The following is a 15,940-nucleotide window of genomic DNA, read 5'->3' on the forward strand; positions in this document are numbered from 1 at the left end:
CGATCAACAACGTCCGCGCCGGTCTCATTCCCCGGCGCGGGCGAACTGCAGGGTCGTGGCCTGGACCGCGTCCGGCCTGACCGGCAGGGCGTTCGTCACCAGACGTTCGCCGTGGACGTCGGTGACCGCGATGGCCCCGCCGCACCCGACGCCGTCTTCGGCCAGGAAGTAGTTGTACTCGGCGCGTTTCAGCTGCCGCCACTGCCCGCCCGCCTGGACCTCCAGCCGTGCCACGGGGTTGCGGTGGTCGAGGACCTGGATCCCGCACCAGTACTGGCTGGACCCGGACTTGTAGCGGATCGCGATGGTCTTCGGGGTCTCCGGGCTGACGAGGGTCCAGGTGATCGGGATCTCGCCCTTCACGGGTGGTGCCAGCATGGCGAAAGCTTGGGCGCTGAGGTCCAGCTGTCCCGGACGGCACGGCGCCGGGCAGAGGTTCGTGATCCGCACCGTGATGCTCTTCCCACCGGCCTGGACCAGCACGAACGCACCGCACGCGGCGGAGTTCTCGTAGTCCGCCACGTTCATCGCCGCGGTCAGCGGATCGGGGCCGGGATCGTACGAGCACGCGCCGCCGCCGTCGGAGTCGTAGAACGTCGCCACGCCCTTGCGCTGCTCGCCCGGCTTGATCTTCCCAGCCAGGGGAGCGCCCTGGGGCGTCCTGACCGGGCTCGGGACGGTCGTGGTGGTCGCGGGTGCGGTGGTGGTCGTGGGCTGCGTGGTGGTGGTCGTGGGTGCGACACTCGCGCCCGCCACAGCGGTGCCCGCGATGCCCTGCGGCTCACGCAGCACCACCACGCCGACGACCGCCACCAGCAACGCGACCAGGGCGAACAGCAACAGCCGGGGGCGAGTCACCGCCGGACTATAGTCCGCTGCACGGCGATGAACACCAGCAGCAGAACGCCGATCACGATCTTGGTCCACCACGAGCTGAGCGTGCCCTGGAACGAGATCAGCGTCTGGATCGTGCCGAGCACCAGCACCCCGGCCAGCCCGCCGAGCACGTACCCGACCCCGCCCGCCAGCAGCGTTCCGCCGATGACGACGGCCGCGATGGCGTCGAGCTCCATGCCGACGGCGTGCAGGCCGTAGCCGGACAGCATGTAGAGGCTGAACAGCAGGCCGGCCAGCGACGAGCACAGGCCGCTGATGACGTAGACGCCCACCTTGACTCGGGTGGTCGGCAGGCCCATCAGCAACGCGGACGACTCGCTGCCACCGACCGCGTAGACCGTGCGGCCGAAGCGGGTGCGGTGCAAGACGTACATCGCGGCGGCGACGACCAGCAGCGCGATCACGACGTTGTAGGTGATGGTCACGCCGCCGGGCAGTTCGATCGCGGCGGTGGCGACGTCGCGGAACGTCCTGTCCTTGATGGACACCGACTCCACGCTGATCAGGAAGCACAGGCCGCGGGCCAGGAACATGCCGGCGAGCGTGACGATGAACGGCTGGATGTCGAACTTGTGGATCACCAGGCCCATCAGCAGACCCAGCGTCGAGCCGGTGAGCAGGACGGCGACGATGACGAGCGGGACCGGCCACCCGGCCTGCAGACCCGACGCCGTGACCATTGTGGACAGTGCGACGACCGAGCCGACCGACAGGTCGATGCCACCGCTGAGGATCACGAACGTCATGCCGGCGGCGAGCACGATCAGGAAGGCGTTGTCGATGAACAGGTTCGCGATCACCTGGCCGGACGCGAACCCGTCGTAGCGGGCCGAGCCGACGCCGAACGCGAGGACGAACAGCGCGACGGTCGCGAGCACCGGCAGGAACCGCGACGGCACCCGCGGGGCGAGAGCGGTCATGAGACGGCCACCTTCCGGAAGCTCAGTGCGGCGCGAGCCTTCGGCGCCTGGACCAGGCACACGGCGATGACGACGATCGCCTTGAAGACCAGCGTCACCTCCGGGGCGACGCCGATCGTGTAGACGGTGGTGGTGAGGGTCTGGATGATCAGCGCGCCGAGCAGCGTGCCGGTGAGCGAGTACCGCCCGCCGGCCAGGGAGGTGCCACCGATGACGACGGCGAGGATCGCGTCCATCTCGATCCACAGCCCGGCGTTGTTGGCGTCGGCCGCGCTCACGTTGGAACTGATCATCAGCCCGGCGATGCCCGCGCACACCGCGGCGAACACGTAGACGGTCCAGATGATCGTGCGGGACCGCACCCCGGCCAGCCGCGACGCCTCCGGGTTCACGCCGACGGCCTCGATCAGCATGCCGAGCGCGGTCCGCCGGGTCACGAACGCCACGAGTCCCAGCACCAGCAGGGCGATCAGGATCGAGACCGGCAGCACCACGAACCCGGCGCCGACCTGGCGGTAGGCGGTGTTGTTGACCGTGACGATCTGTCCCTCGGTCACCAGCATGGCGACGCCACGTCCGGCGGTCATCAGCACGAGGGTCGCGATGATCGGCTGGATGCCCAGCCCGGCCACCAGGAACCCGTTCCACAGGCCCAGGACCGCGCACAGCACCAGTGCGATGGCCATGCCCGCGAACGCCGTGGCGGCGCTCCCGGACGTTCCGATGTGGACACACGTCACGGCACCCGCGATCGCCGCCACGGCGCCGACCGAGAGGTCGATGCCGCGGGTGGCGATCACCAGCGTCATGCCGAGTGCGATCAGCAGGGTCGGGGCACCGTTCTTCAGCACGTCGACCAGGCCGCCGTAGAGGTGGCCGTCCTGCATGCGCAACGCGAAGAAGGAGGGCGTCACGATCAGGTTGAGCAGCAACAGCGCGACCAGCGCCAGCAGCGGCCACAACAGCTTGTTCTTCACGACACCACCTTCTCCGGCGCGGACCCGCCCGCGATCAGTTCGACGACCTCGTCGACGCCGGTCACCGAGCCGTCCAGCTCGGCGATCTTGCGGCGGTCGCGCAGCACGACGATGCGGTCCGCGATGCGCACGACCTCCTCCAGTTCCGCGGAGATGAACAGGATCGCGGTGCCCTCCGCGGCCAGCGTGGTGACGAGTTGCTGGATCTGCGCCTTCGCGCCGATGTCGATGCCCCTGGTCGGCTCGTCCAGGATCAGCAGCCGCGGTTCGGTGACGAGCCAGCGCGCCAGCAGGACCTTCTGCTGGTTGCCGCCGGACAGGGTGCGCACCAGCGCGTCCGGGTTCGCGGGCCGGATGTCCAGTGCCTTCAGGTACTTCTCGACGAGCTGGTCCTTCGTCCTGCGCGGCAGCGGACGGGTCCAGCCGCGGGCCGCCTGCATCGCGAGCACCAGGTTGTCGCGGATCGAGAGGTCCGCGACGAGGCCTTCGCCCTTGCGGTCCTCCGAGCTGAACGCGATGCCCGCCGCGATCGCCGAGCGGGGGCCGCGCAGGCGCAGCGGCTTGCCGTCCACGAGCAGCCTGCCGGAGTCCGCGCGATCGGCGCCGAAGAGCAGGCGGGCCAGTTCGGTGCGGCCCGACCCGAGCAGTCCGGCGAGGCCGACCACCTCGCCCGTGCGGATCTCCAGGTCGAACGGTTCGATCGCGCCGCGCCTGCCCAGGCCCGTCGCCTCCACCAGCACCGGGCCCTGGGCCTGGCGCTCCTCCGCGGCGTGCTCGATCGCCTCCAGCGTGCCGAGGTCGCGGCCGATCATCTGCGCGATGAGCGTGCGCCGGTCCACGTCCGCGGTGAGGTGCTCGCCGACGAGGGTTCCGTTGCGCAGCACCGTCATCCGGTCGGAGATCTCGTAGACCTGGTCGAGGAAGTGCGACACGAACAGGATCGCGACGCCCTCGTCGCGCAGCACGCGCATGATCCGGAACAGCTCCGCGACCTCCCCGGCGTCCAAACTGGACGTCGGTTCGTCGAGCACGAGCACGCGGCAGTCGATCGCGATCGCACGGGCGATCGCGACCAGCTGCTGCACCGCGATCGGGTGTTCGCCGAGACTCGACGCCGGATCGATGTGGACGCCGATGCGCGCCAGCACCTCCGCGGCACGCCGGCGCATCGCCGGGAAGTCGATGCCACCGAACCTGCGAGGTTCGCGGCCCAGCAGGATGTTCTCCGCGACCGTGAGGTTCGCGCAGAGGTTGACCTCCTGGTACACCGTGCTGATCCCGGCGTGCTGGGCCTCGCCGGGGGAGGAGAACGCCACGTCGTCGCCGGCCAGCACGACCTGCCCCGCTTCGGGGCGGTGCACACCGGTCAAGGTCTTGATCAGGGTGGACTTGCCGGCGCCGTTCTCGCCCATGAGGGCGTGCACCTCACCCGGGAACAGCCGGAAGTCGACGTCCTGCAACGCCTTCACGCCGGGAAACGCGAGGCTGATGCCCCGCATCTCGACGACAGGTGGCGGAGACTCGGTCATGGGCCCTGGCTCTCGTCGTTCTGGCCGAGGGGCCCGTCACCCGATGCGCGGGAGTGACGGGCCCTACGGGTCTGGGGTGTCCTTTCCTGGTGGGGGAAGGACTCAGTACTGGCGCTGGGGGAGTGCGGCCTTGGCCTGCTCCTGGGTGAACGTGCCCTCCACGGTCACGACCCGTTCCGGCACCTGCTCGCCCTTGACGACCTTCTTCGCGAGGTCCATCAACTGCTTGCCCAGCAACGGGTTGCACTCGACGATGAAGTTGATCTCGCCGTTGGCCAGTGCCTGCATGCCGTCCTTCACCGCGTCCACGGTGATGATCTTGATGTCCTTGCCGGGCACCTTGCCCGCCGCCTTGATGGCCTCGATCGCGCCCAGGCCCATGTCGTCGTTGTGCGCGTACACCACGTCGATCTTCGGCTGGGACTTGAGGAACGCCTCCATGACCTGCTTGCCGCCGGAGCGGGTGAAGTCACCGGACTGCGACGCGACGACCTTGATGTCGGGCTTGGCCGCGATCTTCTCCTCGAAGCCCTTCTTGCGGTCGATCGCGGGCGCCGCGCCGGTGGTGCCCTGCAGTTCCACCACGTTCGTCGCGCCGGAGGCGTTGGCCACCATCCAGTCGCCGGCCTTGCGGCCCTCCTCGACGAAGTCGGAACCGAGGAACGTCTTGTACAGCGACGTGTCGTCGGAGTCGATCGAGCGGTCGGTGAGGATCACGGGGATGTTGGCGCGCTTGGCTTCCAGCAGCACGGTGTCCCAGCCGGTCTCGACGACCGGGCTGAACGCGATCACCGACACCTTCTGCTGGATGTAGGAGCGGATCGCCTTGATCTGGTTCTCCTGCTTCTGCTGCGCGTCGGAGAACTTGAGGTCGATCCCGGCGGCCTTGGCCTCGTCCTGGACCGACTTGGTGTTGGCGGTGCGCCAGCCGCTCTCGGCACCCACCTGGGCGAAGCCCATCGTGATGGTGTCACCGCTGGACGAGCCGGTGTTCCCACCACCTCCCGAACCGCACGCGGTGAGCGCGCTCAGCAGGACCACGCTGGCGACTGTCGTGATCTTCTTCAGCACTGGGGTTCCTCCGGGGTGACGACGGTGTCGCGGAGCTCGACCGCGTGTCCGCGGTTGTCAGGTGGACAAGAGTGAACGCTCACAACTGTCGCGTCAAGGGCTTGCTCGTAACGAGTTCGCAGCCCTATGTTAACGCTCACTTCCGAGCTTGGGGAGGAAACCCGTGCCCCGCAAGCACGTCCTGCTGAGCGCCGCCCTCGCGGCCAGTCTGCTCGTCGCCGTTCCCGGATCAGGGGCGGCCGCCGAGACCGACTACACGCTCAAGATCGACGCCACGAAGAAGGGCGCTTCGATCGACGATTCGATGTACGGCGTCTTCTTCGAGGACATCAACCGAGCCGCCGACGGCGGGCTGTACGCCGAGCTGGTGCAGAACCGCTCGTTCGAGTACGACCCCGCTGACAACGCGAGCTACCACGGCCTGACGTCATGGGCGCCGCACAGCGGCACGGTGGACGTCGCCGACGACACCGGCCGGATGAACGAGCGCAACCGCCGCTACCTGAAGCTGGGCCTGCCCGCCGGCATCATCAACTCCGGCTACAACAGCGGGATCGCGGTGCAGAGCGGCCAGCGCTACGACTTCTCCGTCTGGGCGCGCACCGACCAGGCGGGCACCCCGCTGACCGCCACCGTCACCGACCCGGCCGGAACGGCACTGGGCGACCCGGTGAAGATCCAGGTCCGCGGCGACGGCTGGACCCGCTACACCGGTACCGTCCGCGCGCAGAAGACCTCGACGACCGGCAGGCTGCTGGTCACCGGCGGCGGCACCGGAACCCTGCGCCTCGACATGATCTCCCTGCTGCCGCAGGACACCTTCAAGGGCCACGGCCTGCGCCGCGACCTCGCCGAGAAGGTCGCCGCGCTCAAGCCCGGCTTCGTCCGGTTCCCCGGCGGCTGCCTGGTCAACACCGGCAGCCACTACGGCTACGACGCGCCGAACTTCGAGCGCCGCCGCTCGTACCAGTGGAAGGACACCATCGGCCCGGTCGAGCAGCGCGCCACGAACTCGAACTTCTGGGGCTACAACCAGTCCTACGGCCTCGGCTACTTCGAGTACTTCCAGTTCTCCGAGGACGTCGGCGCCATGCCGCTGCCCGTCGTGCCCGCGCTGGTCACCGGCTGCGGTCAGAACCGCGTCACGGACGACCCGGCGTTGCTGGCCAGGCACGTCCAGGACACGCTCGACCTGATCGAGTTCGCGAATGGTCCTGCGGACTCGGTCTGGGGACGCAAGCGCGCCGAAATGGGGCACCCCAAGCCGTTCGGGCTGACGCACGTCGCGGTCGGCAACGAGGAGAACCTGCCCGACGAGTTCATGGCCCGCTTCACGAAGTTCCGCGACGCGATCAACGCGAAGTACCCGGACATCACCGTCGTCAGCAACTCCGGCCCCGACGACACCGGCGGCACGTTCGACCGCCTGTGGCAGCTGAACAAGCAGGCCGGCGTGAAGATGATCGACGAGCACTACTACAACAGCCCGAGCTGGTTCCTCGAGAACAACAACCGCTACGACTCCTACGACCGCAACGGTCCCAAGGTGTTCCTCGGCGAGTACGCCTCGCAGGACAACAGGTACTTCAACGCGTTGAGCGAAGCGGCGTTCATGACCGGCCTCGAACGCAACGCCGACGTCGTGAAGCTCGCCTCCTACGCGCCGTTGCTGGCCAACGAGGACTACGTCCAGTGGCGCCCGGACATGATCTGGTTCAACAACCACGCCTCGTGGGGCTCGGCCAGCTACGAGATGCAGAAGCTGTTCATGACGAATGTGGGCGATCACGTCGTGCCGAGCACCGCGTCCGCCACGCCGTCCACCCAGGCACCGATCACCGGTGCCATCGGGCTCTCGACGTGGGCGACCGCCGCGAGCTACGACGATGTCAGCGTTACCAGCGCGTCGGGACAGGCGTTGTTCAGCGACGACTTCTCCGGCACCGACGCGCAGTGGACGAAGTCGGGCCGTGGCGCGTGGAACGTCGTGAACGGCGCGTACGTCCAGTCCGACGCGGCCGCCGAGGACACGCTCGTCACCGCGGGCGACAAGACCTGGCGTGACTACACGCTGAACGTCAAGGCCACCAAGCAGTCCGGGCGCGAGGGCTTCCTCGTCGCGTTCGGCGTGCAGGACACCGGCAACTACTACTGGTGGAACCTCGGCGGCTGGAACAACACCCAGTCCGCGGTGGAGAAGGCCGTCGGCGGCGGCAAGAGCACGCTGATGAGCAACAACACGCGCATCGATACCGGCCGCACGTACGACGTGCGCGTCGAGGTCCGCGGGCGGCACGTCGCGTTGTACCTCGACGGCCAGAAGTGGGGCGAGTTCACCGACGACAAGCTCGCGGAGCCGTTCCGGCAGGTCGTCACCCGCGACCTCGCCACCGGCGAGTTGATCGTCAAGGTGGTCAACGCCCAGGACAACGCCGCCCGCACGCGCGTCGACCTCGGCGTCCCGGTGGCGTCGACGGCGCGGGCGACCGTGCTGCAGGGCCGTCCCGACGACATGAACACCGAGTTCACCCAACCGATCCGTCCCCGCGCCGAACAGGTCCGGGTGGCGAGCAGCTTCACGCACACGTTCCCGCCCAACTCCGTCACGTTCCTCCGGATCAGGAGCCGCTCGTGATCACCCGACGATCCCTGCTGGCCACGGGCGGTGTGCTCGCCGCGACCGGGGCACTCGCGTCCGCCGCGCCCGTTTCCGCCGCCGCCGAGCCCGCCGCGGAGGTGCCGACCCGCAACCCGCTCGTCGAACAGCGCGCCGACCCGTTCATCACGCCGCCGACCGACGGCATGTACTACCTGACCGGGTCCGTGCCCGAGTACGACCGGGTCGTGATCCGTGGCGCGTCCACTCTGGACGGTCTGGCTTCGGCTCGTGAGCGCACCATCTGGCGCCGTCCGGCGTCCGGCGGGATGGGTGGCTACATCTGGGCGCCGGAACTGCATCGCATCGACGGGAAGTGGTACGTCTACTTCGCCGCCGGTGACAAGGACGAGCCGTTCCGCATCCGCACCTACGTGCTGGAGTCGCCGAACGCGGACCCGCGCGAGGGCGGCTGGGTGCTGCGCGGGCAGATGGTGACGGCGTGGGACACGTTCACATTGGACGCGACGACGTTCGCGCACCGCGGTAAGCGCTACTTCCTGTGGGCGCAGAGCGAGCCCGGCATCGCCACCAACTCGAACCTCTACATCGCCGAGATGGCCTCGCCGCTGGCGTTGAAGACCGCCCCGGTGCGCATCGCGACGCCCACGCTGTCGTGGGAGGTGCTGGGCTTCAAGGTGAACGAGGGGCCGGCGGTGCTGATCCGCAACGGCCGCGTGTTCGTGACGTACTCCGCGAGCGCTACCGACGCCCGGTACTGCATGGGCCTGCTGACCGCCGATGAGAACGCGAACCTGCTGGACGCGCGGTCGTGGACGAAGTCGCCGAACCCGGTGTTCACGACTCATGCGCCGACGTCGCAGTACGGGCCGGGGCACAACTCGTTCACCACGGTGGGTTCCACCGACGTGCTCGTCTACCACGCCCGCGACTATCGCGACATCACCGGCGACCCGCTGTTCGACCCGAACCGGCACACCCGCGTGCAACGGTTGCACTGGAACGCGGACGGCACACCCTCGTTCGGCGTTCCCGTCGGCCGCGGCGGGCCGATCTCGCGGCTGTCGCCTTTGGACGCGCCCGCGCTGGTGGTGCGGCACTACGAGTACCGGCTGCGCGTCGACGGCAACGTTCGGGAGGTCGCCGACAGCCAGTTCCGTTTCGTGCCGGGATTCCTGGGCGCCGGCACGGTCGCGGTGCAGTCGGTGAACTTCCCGGACCGGTACGTGCGGGTGGACGGGGACGCGATCCGCATCGACCCGTTCGAGGACACCGACGCGTACGGCCGGGCGGCGAGTTTTGTTCGCGTGCCGGGACTTGCGGACCGTGCCGCGGTTTCGCTCCGTGTCGGCGCGGACACGTATCTCGCCCACGACAACGGTCGCGTGGTGTTGTCCAGACCAGGAAGCGACCGCGACGCGCGCCGACGTGCCACATTCCGGCTCGAATAAGTGGACAATGAGCACTGCATCGAAGCCGACCTGGTGTTATCGCTAACATCACCGGCGCAGATCGAAGATCGGAGACCGCTCGTGGAGAAGACGTCGCGTGACCCCGCGATGACCGATGTGGCACGACTTGCCGGGGTGTCCCACCAGACGGTCTCGCGTGTGCTCAACAACCACCCGAACGTCCGCGAGCAGACCCGGCTCCGCGTGAAGGCGGCCATCAAGGAGCTCGACTACCGCCCCAACCGCGCCGCTCGCGCACTCGTCACCGGCAAGACGCAGCTCATCGGCGTGGTCGCGCAGAACTCGACGCTGTACGGCCCGGCCTCGTTGCTGTCCGCCTTCGAGGAGGCGGCGGGCGAGGCCGGGTTCGCGGTCAGCGTCGGCAGGGTGAAGGTGCTCGACCGCGACTCCATCGCCGCCGCCGTCGAACGGCACCGCGACCAGCGCGTGGCCGGCATCGTCGTGATCGCGCCGAACTCGTCGGCCGCCGACGCACTGGCCGACGTGCCCGCCGGCGTGCCGCTCGTGACCGTGGACGGCGACCCCGACAGGTCGACGCCGCTGGTCACCGTCGACCAGGCGAAGGGCGCGTTCGACGCCACGAAGCACCTGATCGACGCGGGCCACGAGACCGTCTGGCACGTGTCCGGCCCCGCCGACTGGTTCGACGCGGCGGGCCGCGTGCAGGGCTGGCGCGCGGCGCTCGACGCCACCAGCGCCGAGGTGCCGCCGGTGGTGGCGGCCGACTGGAGCGCGGCGTCGGGCTACCGGGCAGGGCAGATGCTGGCCAGGATGCCCGAGGTGACGGCCGTGTTCTGCTCGAACGACCACCTGGCCCTCGGCGTGCTGCGGGCCATGAGCGAACGCGGCAGGAACGTCCCGCACGACGTGAGCGTCGTGGGCTTCGACGACGTGCCCGAGGCCGCCTACTTCATCCCGCCGCTCACCACCGTGCGCCCGGACTTCGCCGCCGTCGCGCACGAGACGCTCGGCCTGCTGCTGGAGCAGATCAGCGACGGCGAGACCACCCGGCCGCGCCGGACGGTCGCGCCGACCCTGGTGAAGCGGAACAGCGTGGCCCCGCCCCGGTAGTTCCGCGCCGGTGGCCCCGCGTCGGAGGCTTCGGCGGCTCGCATCCCTGTCTTCAGGGATGAGCGGGGAACGTTCGGGCTTCGGGTGTGGTCCCGTGTGACATCCAGTCCGTGGCGGTCCGGCTGGCTGCCGGGGTGCGGGTGCGGTGTGGCGTCGAGTCCGTGGCAGTCCCGTTGGTTGCCGGGGTGCGGGTCCCGTGTGGCATCGAGACCTCGGCGGTCCCGCTGGTTGCTGGGGGTGCGGGCGCGGTGTGGCGTCGAGTCCGTGGCGGTCCGGCTGGTTGCCGGGGTGCGGTATGGCGTCGAGTTCGTGGCGGTTCCACTGGTTGCCGGGGTGCGGGTCCGGCGTGGCATCGAGTCCGTGGCAGTCCGGCTGGCTGCCGGGGTGCGGGTCTGGTGTGACATCGAGTCCTCGGCGGCCCCATTGGTTGCCGGGTGCGGGTCCCGCGCGGCATCGACACCTCGGCGGTTCCACCGGCCGTCGAGCGGGGAGTCCCGGCGGCACGCGGGGAAGCGGCTGCGGCCGGGACCGGACGAGCCCGGCCCGTACCGGTACTGACGCGGGTCTGTTTGTCGTGCGCTCACCTCCCTGCGCATTTCCCTCACTCGCAGGGAAATCACGATGTATCGGGCGCATCTTGACTCCCTGATTGTTAGCGATAACACTCAGGTCGTGACTGACATGACGATCGACCGCGACGCGTGCGTGGTGGGTGTCGACTTCGGCACGCTGTCCGGCCGCGCCGTGGTCGTGCGCGTCCGCGACGGCGCCGAGCTCGGCACCGCGGTGCACGAGTACCGCCACGCGGTGGCGGACCAGGTGCTGCCCACCACCGGCCGGCCGTTGCCGCCGGAGTGGGCGCTGCAGGTCCCGGCCGACTACCTCGACGTCCTGCGCACCGCCGTCCCGCAGGCCGTCGAGGCGGCCGGGATCTCGGCGGCACAGGTGATCGGCATCGGCACCGACTTCACCGCCTGCACGATGGTGCCGGTCACGGCGGACGGCACGCCGTTGTGCGAGCTGCCGGAGTTCGCGGAGAACCCGCACGCCTACGTCAAGCTCTGGCGCCACCACGCCGCCCAGCCGCAGGCCGACCGGATCAACGAGCTCGCGCGGCAGCGCAAGGAGCCGTGGCTCGCGCGTTATGGCGGCCTGATCTCCTCGGAGTGGGAGTTCGCGAAGGGCCTGCAGGTGCTGGAGGAGGCGCCCGAGGTCTACGCGGCGATGGCGCGGTGGGTCGAGGCCGCGGACTGGATCATCTGGCAGCTCACCGGCACCTACACGCGCAACGCCTGCACCGCCGGCTACAAGGGCATCCACCAGGACGGCGAGTACCCGAGCGAGGAGTTCCTCGCGGAGCTCAACCCCGGGTTCGCCACGTTCGTCGCCGACAAGCTCGACCACCCGCTGTCCGCGCTCGGCGACAGGGCCGGTGAGCTGACCGCGCAGGCCGCCGGGTGGACCGGGCTGCCGCAGGGCATCGCGGTGGCCGTCGGCAACGTCGACGCGCACGTGACGGCGCCCGCCGCGCAGGCCGTCGGCCCCGGTCAGATGGTCGCGATCATGGGAACCTCCACCTGCCACGTGATGAGCGGCGAGGTGCAACGCGAGGTGCCGGGCATGTGCGGCGTCGTCGACGGCGGCATCGTGCCGGGGCTGTGGGGCTACGAGGCCGGGCAGAGCGGCGTCGGCGACATCTTCGCGTGGTTCCTGCGCAACGGCGTGCCGCCCGCCTACCACGACCAGGCGAGCGAGCGCGGCATCACGGTGCACGAACTGCTCTCCGAGCTGGCAGCACAACAGGCGGTGGGGGAGCACGGGCTCGTCGCGCTCGACTGGCACAGCGGCAACAGGTCCGTGCTGGTCGACCACGAGCTGTCCGGCGTGATCGTCGGTCAGACGCTCGCCACGAAGGCGGAGGACGTCTACCGCGCACTCCTCGAAGCCACGGCGTTCGGCACCCGCGTCATCGTCGACACCTTCACCGGCGCGGGCGTCCCGGTGACCGAGCTCGTGATCGCCGGTGGCCTCGTCAAGAACACGCTGCTGATGCAGATCTACGCCGACGTCGTGAACCTGCCGCTGTCGGTGAGCGGCTCGGCCCAGGCCCCCGCGCTCGGCTCCGCGATGCACGCGGCGGTGGCCGCGGGCGCGTACCAGGACATCCGCGCGGCCGCGGCCGAGATGGGATCGGTGCGGCGCAACGTCTTCACGCCCATCCCGGAGAACGTCAAGGCGTACCAACGGCTCTTCGACGACTACCTGGAGCTGCACGACTACTTCGGCCGCGGTGCCAACGATGTCATGCACCGGCTGCGCGGGTACCGCCGAGCCGCACTGGAGGGGAAGAGCTGATGTCCGCCACGGCAGAACTCCGCCGCACGGTCGCCGAACTCCACCGCGAGCTGACCCGCTACGAGCTGGTGAGCTGGACCGCCGGCAACGTGTCCGCGCGAGTGCCCGGCCACGAGCTGATGGTGATCAAGCCATCCGGCGTGTCCTACGACGAACTCGGTCCGCACGCGATGGTCGTGACGGACCTGCACGGCACCCTCGTCGAAGGCGAGCTGGCGCCGTCCTCCGACACCGCGGCCCACGCGTACGTCTACCGGCACATGCCTCACGTCGGCGGTGTCGTGCACACGCATTCTCCTTACGCGACAGCGTGGGCGGCGCGCGGGGAGCCCATCCCGTGCGTGCTCACCATGATCGCGGACGAGTTCGGCGGCGACGTCCCGGTCGGGCCGTTCGCGTTGATCGGCGACGACTCGATCGGCAAGGGGATCGTGGAGACCCTCAGCGCCAGCAGGTCTCCCGCCGTGCTGATGCGCAACCACGGCCCGTTCACCGTCGGAGCCACCGCCCTCGCGGCCGTGAAAGCCGCGGTGCTGCTGGAAGACGTCGCCCGCACCGTCCACTTCGCACTCCAGCTCGGCAAGCCGGACGTGATCGAGCAACAGCACGTCGACCGGCTCTACGAGCGCTACCAGAACGTTTACGGCCAGTGAGCCCAGAAGGAGAGCACATGCCGGACAAGCCCCAGATCTGGTTCCTCACCGGCAGCCAGCACCTCTACGGCCCCGAGACGCTCGACCAGGTCGCGGCCCAGTCCCAGCAGATCCAGCGGATGCTCAGCGAGTCCGGCCGGATCAGCGCGGAGATCGTGTGGAAGCCGGTGCTCACCGACTCCGGCGCCATCCGCGCGATCATGCAGGAGGCGAACAACGACCCCACGTGCGTCGGCGTGATCGCGTGGATGCACACGTTCTCGCCGGCGAAGATGTGGATCACCGGGCTGGACTTGCTGCGCAAACCGTTGCTGCACCTGCACACGCAGCTCAACGAGGCGCTGCCGTGGTCCACCATCGACATGGACTTCATGAACCTCAACCAGGCCGCGCACGGCGACCGCGAGTTCGCCTACGTGCAGACCCGGATCGGGGTGGCGCGCAAGACGGTCGCCGGGCACGCGAGTGATCCCGTGGTGGCCGAGCGGATCGACGGCTGGGCCCGGGCCGCCGCCGGCCGGGCGCACCTGCGCGGCCTGAAGCTGGCGCGGTTCGGCGACAACATGCGCGATGTCGCCGTGACCGAGGGCGACAAGGTCGAGGCGGAGCTGCGGTTCGGCGTCTCGGTCAACACCTACGGCGTCAACGACCTCGTCGCCGTGGTCGACGCGGTACCCGACGCCGGCATCGACCTGCTCGTCGCCGACTACGCCGAGACCTACCGGCTTTCACCGGAACTGGCGCGCGGCGGAGAGCGGCACGACTCGCTGCGGTACGCGGCCCGCATCGAGATCGGTATGAGGTCCTTCTTGGACGACGGCGGGTTCGGCGCGTTCACCACGAACTTCCAGGACCTGGGCGGGTTGCGGCAGCTGCCGGGCCTCGCCGTGCAACGTCTGATGGCGGACGGCTACGGCTTCGGCGGTGAGGGTGACTGGAAGACGTCGGCGCTGCTCGCCGCCGTGAAGGCCATGGGCACCGGCACCGGTCGCGGCACGTCGTTCATGGAGGACTACACCTACCACTTCGGGCCGGGCACGCCGAAGATCCTCGGCGCGCACATGCTGGAGGTCTGCCCGACGATCGCCGCCGCGCAGCCGTCCTGTGAGGTCCACCCGCTGGGCATCGGCGACCGGGAGGACCCGGTGCGACTGGTGTTCGACGCCGCGCCCGGTCCCGCCGTGGTGGTCGGACTGGCCGACCTCGGCGACCGGTTCCGCCTGGTGGCCAACGAGGTCACGGTGGTGCCGCCGGACGAGCCGCTGCCGAAGCTGCCGGTCGCGCGGGCCGTGTGGCAGCCGGCGCCGTCGCTGTCGACGTCAGCGGAGTGCTGGCTCACCGCGGGCGGGCCGCACCACACGGTGATGACCCAGGCGGTCGGAGCCGAGGTGCTGCGGGACTTCGCGCAGATGGCCGCCACGGAGCTCGTGCTGATCGACTCCGCGACGACCCCGGCCTCGTTCACCGACCGGCTGCGCTGGAACTCCGCCTACCACCGCCTGGCGCTGGGAATCAGCTGACGCGCGTGGAACTCGGCGATCTGCCGCCACATCGCGGCGGGGTTGGAGTACATGGGGAGCTGCCCGCTGTGCGGGATCTCCGCGAGCTCCACCCCGTTCGCGTCGAGGATCGGCAGGTAGGAGAGGTTCGCGCACTGCTCGCCGTAGAGGTACATCCGCGGACAGGGCAGTGACAGGAACTTCTGCAGCAGGTTCCCGTGGTCGGCGAGTTCGACCATGGACCGGAAGAGGGTGGGCACGGCACCGCGCTGGACCTTGTTCGGGAGGTTCGCCGCGTACAGGCCGCCGCCGTAACACGGTGTCTCGCGGCTGCGTTCCGCGAGCCTGAAGAGGTAGTCGCCGGGATCGCGGTGGTTCAGCGCCTCCCGGCTCAGCACGCAGTCCTCGGGTGCCAGCACGCCCTTGATGTTGACGAAGCTCAGCACCCGGCCCGGTTCCTTGTGAGCCAGGAGAAGCGCCGTGAGTGCTCCCGTCAGGTGCCCGACCACGTGGAACCGGCCGATGCCCGCGCGGTCGAGCATCGCGCGCGCGGTCTCCGCCAGGAACGGCACGTCGACCTCTCCCAGGCCGGAGCACTCCGTGGCGCCCGCGCCGGGTGCGTCGTAGGCGAGGAACGGGCGCCCGGCGAACTCGTGTCGCTGGAGGACGTCGAGGTAGTCCTCCTTGCTCGTGCCGAACCCGTGCAGGAAGACGACGGGGGCGTCGACGCCCCCGCGCCGCACCGACGCGACCTTGAGGTTCACCCCGTGCACGCGCAACGGGATCTGCTCGTGGACGACTCTGTCTGCCGATGGCATGGCTGTTCCCCGGTTCTTCGCAGGTGCGGGACTGCGGAATGAACCGTGAGCATGCCAGCAG

Annotated in this window: 13 protein-coding genes; 7 read left to right on the top strand and 6 right to left on the bottom strand. The window is 69.5% G+C overall.

The window, feature by feature from the left end; genetic code table 11:
• Positions 1–24 precede the first annotated feature (24 nt).
• From ACH413_RS21010 to ACH413_RS21030, 5 genes are all read right to left on the bottom strand, one after another.
• Positions 25–858, bottom strand: coding sequence for an expansin EXLX1 family cellulose-binding protein (locus tag ACH413_RS21010; protein ID WP_360035487.1), 834 nt, complete (start codon positions 856–858; stop codon positions 25–27).
• Entirely contained in the window at positions 855–1,817 is a 963-nt protein-coding gene (gene yjfF, locus ACH413_RS21015) for a galactofuranose ABC transporter, permease protein YjfF (RefSeq protein ID WP_360035485.1), read from the bottom strand. Before yjfF ends, ACH413_RS21010 begins: the two co-directional genes overlap by 4 nt.
• A complete protein-coding gene (locus ACH413_RS21020; RefSeq protein WP_360035482.1) occupies positions 1,814–2,794 on the bottom strand; it encodes an ABC transporter permease in 981 nt (326 codons plus the stop codon). Before ACH413_RS21020 ends, yjfF begins: the two co-directional genes overlap by 4 nt.
• Positions 2,791–4,323, bottom strand: coding sequence for a sugar ABC transporter ATP-binding protein (locus ACH413_RS21025; RefSeq protein ID WP_360035479.1), 1,533 nt, complete (start codon positions 4,321–4,323; stop codon positions 2,791–2,793). The genes ACH413_RS21020 and ACH413_RS21025 overlap by 4 nt, the downstream gene beginning before the upstream one ends.
• Positions 4,324–4,425: 102 nt before the next feature.
• Positions 4,426–5,394: an ABC transporter substrate-binding protein gene (locus tag ACH413_RS21030; RefSeq protein WP_360035477.1), complete on the bottom strand. Its 969-nt coding sequence runs from the start codon at positions 5,392–5,394 to the stop codon at positions 4,426–4,428.
• Between the two features lie 163 nt (positions 5,395–5,557).
• On the opposite strand from ACH413_RS21030, the gene ACH413_RS21035 reads away from it, so the two are divergent.
• The 7 genes from ACH413_RS21035 (at position 5,558) to araA (ending at position 15,082) form a co-directional block, all read left to right on the top strand.
• Positions 5,558–8,029: an alpha-L-arabinofuranosidase C-terminal domain-containing protein gene (locus ACH413_RS21035; protein ID WP_360035474.1), complete on the top strand. Its 2,472-nt coding sequence runs from the start codon at positions 5,558–5,560 to the stop codon at positions 8,027–8,029.
• Entirely contained in the window at positions 8,026–9,462 is a 1,437-nt protein-coding gene (locus tag ACH413_RS21040) for a family 43 glycosylhydrolase (protein WP_360035471.1), read from the top strand. The genes ACH413_RS21035 and ACH413_RS21040 overlap by 4 nt, the downstream gene beginning before the upstream one ends.
• 108 nt (positions 9,463–9,570) lie before the next feature.
• On the top strand, positions 9,571–10,554 hold the full coding sequence (locus tag ACH413_RS21045) for a LacI family DNA-binding transcriptional regulator (protein WP_396425125.1): 984 nt from the start codon (positions 9,571–9,573) through the stop codon (positions 10,552–10,554).
• Between the two features lie 198 nt (positions 10,555–10,752).
• Complete coding sequence (locus ACH413_RS21050) at positions 10,753–11,112, top strand: hypothetical protein (protein WP_360035465.1); 360 nt, start codon at positions 10,753–10,755, stop codon at positions 11,110–11,112.
• Positions 11,113–11,235: 123 nt separating this feature from the next.
• The gene (gene araB / locus ACH413_RS21055) at positions 11,236–12,909 is read left to right on the top strand and encodes a ribulokinase (protein ID WP_360036065.1); all 1,674 of its coding nucleotides are present in this window, start codon (positions 11,236–11,238) and stop codon (positions 12,907–12,909) included.
• On the top strand, positions 12,909–13,562 hold the full coding sequence (locus ACH413_RS21060) for an L-ribulose-5-phosphate 4-epimerase (protein WP_360035462.1): 654 nt from the start codon (positions 12,909–12,911) through the stop codon (positions 13,560–13,562). Before araB ends, ACH413_RS21060 begins: the two co-directional genes overlap by 1 nt.
• Before the next feature lie 17 nt (positions 13,563–13,579).
• Positions 13,580–15,082, top strand: a complete 1,503-nt coding sequence (gene araA / locus ACH413_RS21065) for an L-arabinose isomerase (RefSeq protein ID WP_360035459.1) — start codon at positions 13,580–13,582, stop codon at positions 15,080–15,082.
• Here the strand turns inward: araA and ACH413_RS21070 are convergent.
• Positions 15,052–15,879 (bottom strand): alpha/beta hydrolase, encoded by an 828-nt coding sequence (locus ACH413_RS21070; protein WP_360035456.1) that lies wholly within the window; start codon positions 15,877–15,879, stop codon positions 15,052–15,054. The genes araA and ACH413_RS21070 overlap by 31 nt on opposite strands.
• Between the last annotated feature and the right edge of the window lie 61 nt (positions 15,880–15,940).

The organism is Lentzea sp. NPDC020367 (assembly GCF_044387305.1).
Classification (GTDB): domain Bacteria; phylum Actinomycetota; class Actinomycetes; order Mycobacteriales; family Pseudonocardiaceae; genus Lentzea.

What these genes read in the sequence shown, in the direction of transcription:
- ACH413_RS21070 (WP_360035456.1), bottom strand. Translation starts at nt 15,879, where the DNA reads ATGCCATCGGCAGACAGAGTCGTCCACGAGCAGATCCCGTTGCGCGTG.
- araA (WP_360035459.1), top strand. Translation starts at nt 13,580, where the DNA reads ATGCCGGACAAGCCCCAGATCTGGTTCCTCACCGGCAGCCAGCACCTC.
- ACH413_RS21060 (WP_360035462.1), top strand. Translation starts at nt 12,909, where the DNA reads ATGTCCGCCACGGCAGAACTCCGCCGCACGGTCGCCGAACTCCACCGC.
- ACH413_RS21025 (WP_360035479.1), bottom strand. Translation starts at nt 4,323, where the DNA reads ATGACCGAGTCTCCGCCACCTGTCGTCGAGATGCGGGGCATCAGCCTC.
- yjfF (WP_360035485.1), bottom strand. Translation starts at nt 1,817, where the DNA reads ATGACCGCTCTCGCCCCGCGGGTGCCGTCGCGGTTCCTGCCGGTGCTC.
- ACH413_RS21045 (WP_396425125.1), top strand. Translation starts at nt 9,571, where the DNA reads ATGACCGATGTGGCACGACTTGCCGGGGTGTCCCACCAGACGGTCTCG.
- araB (WP_360036065.1), top strand. Translation starts at nt 11,236, where the DNA reads ATGACGATCGACCGCGACGCGTGCGTGGTGGGTGTCGACTTCGGCACG.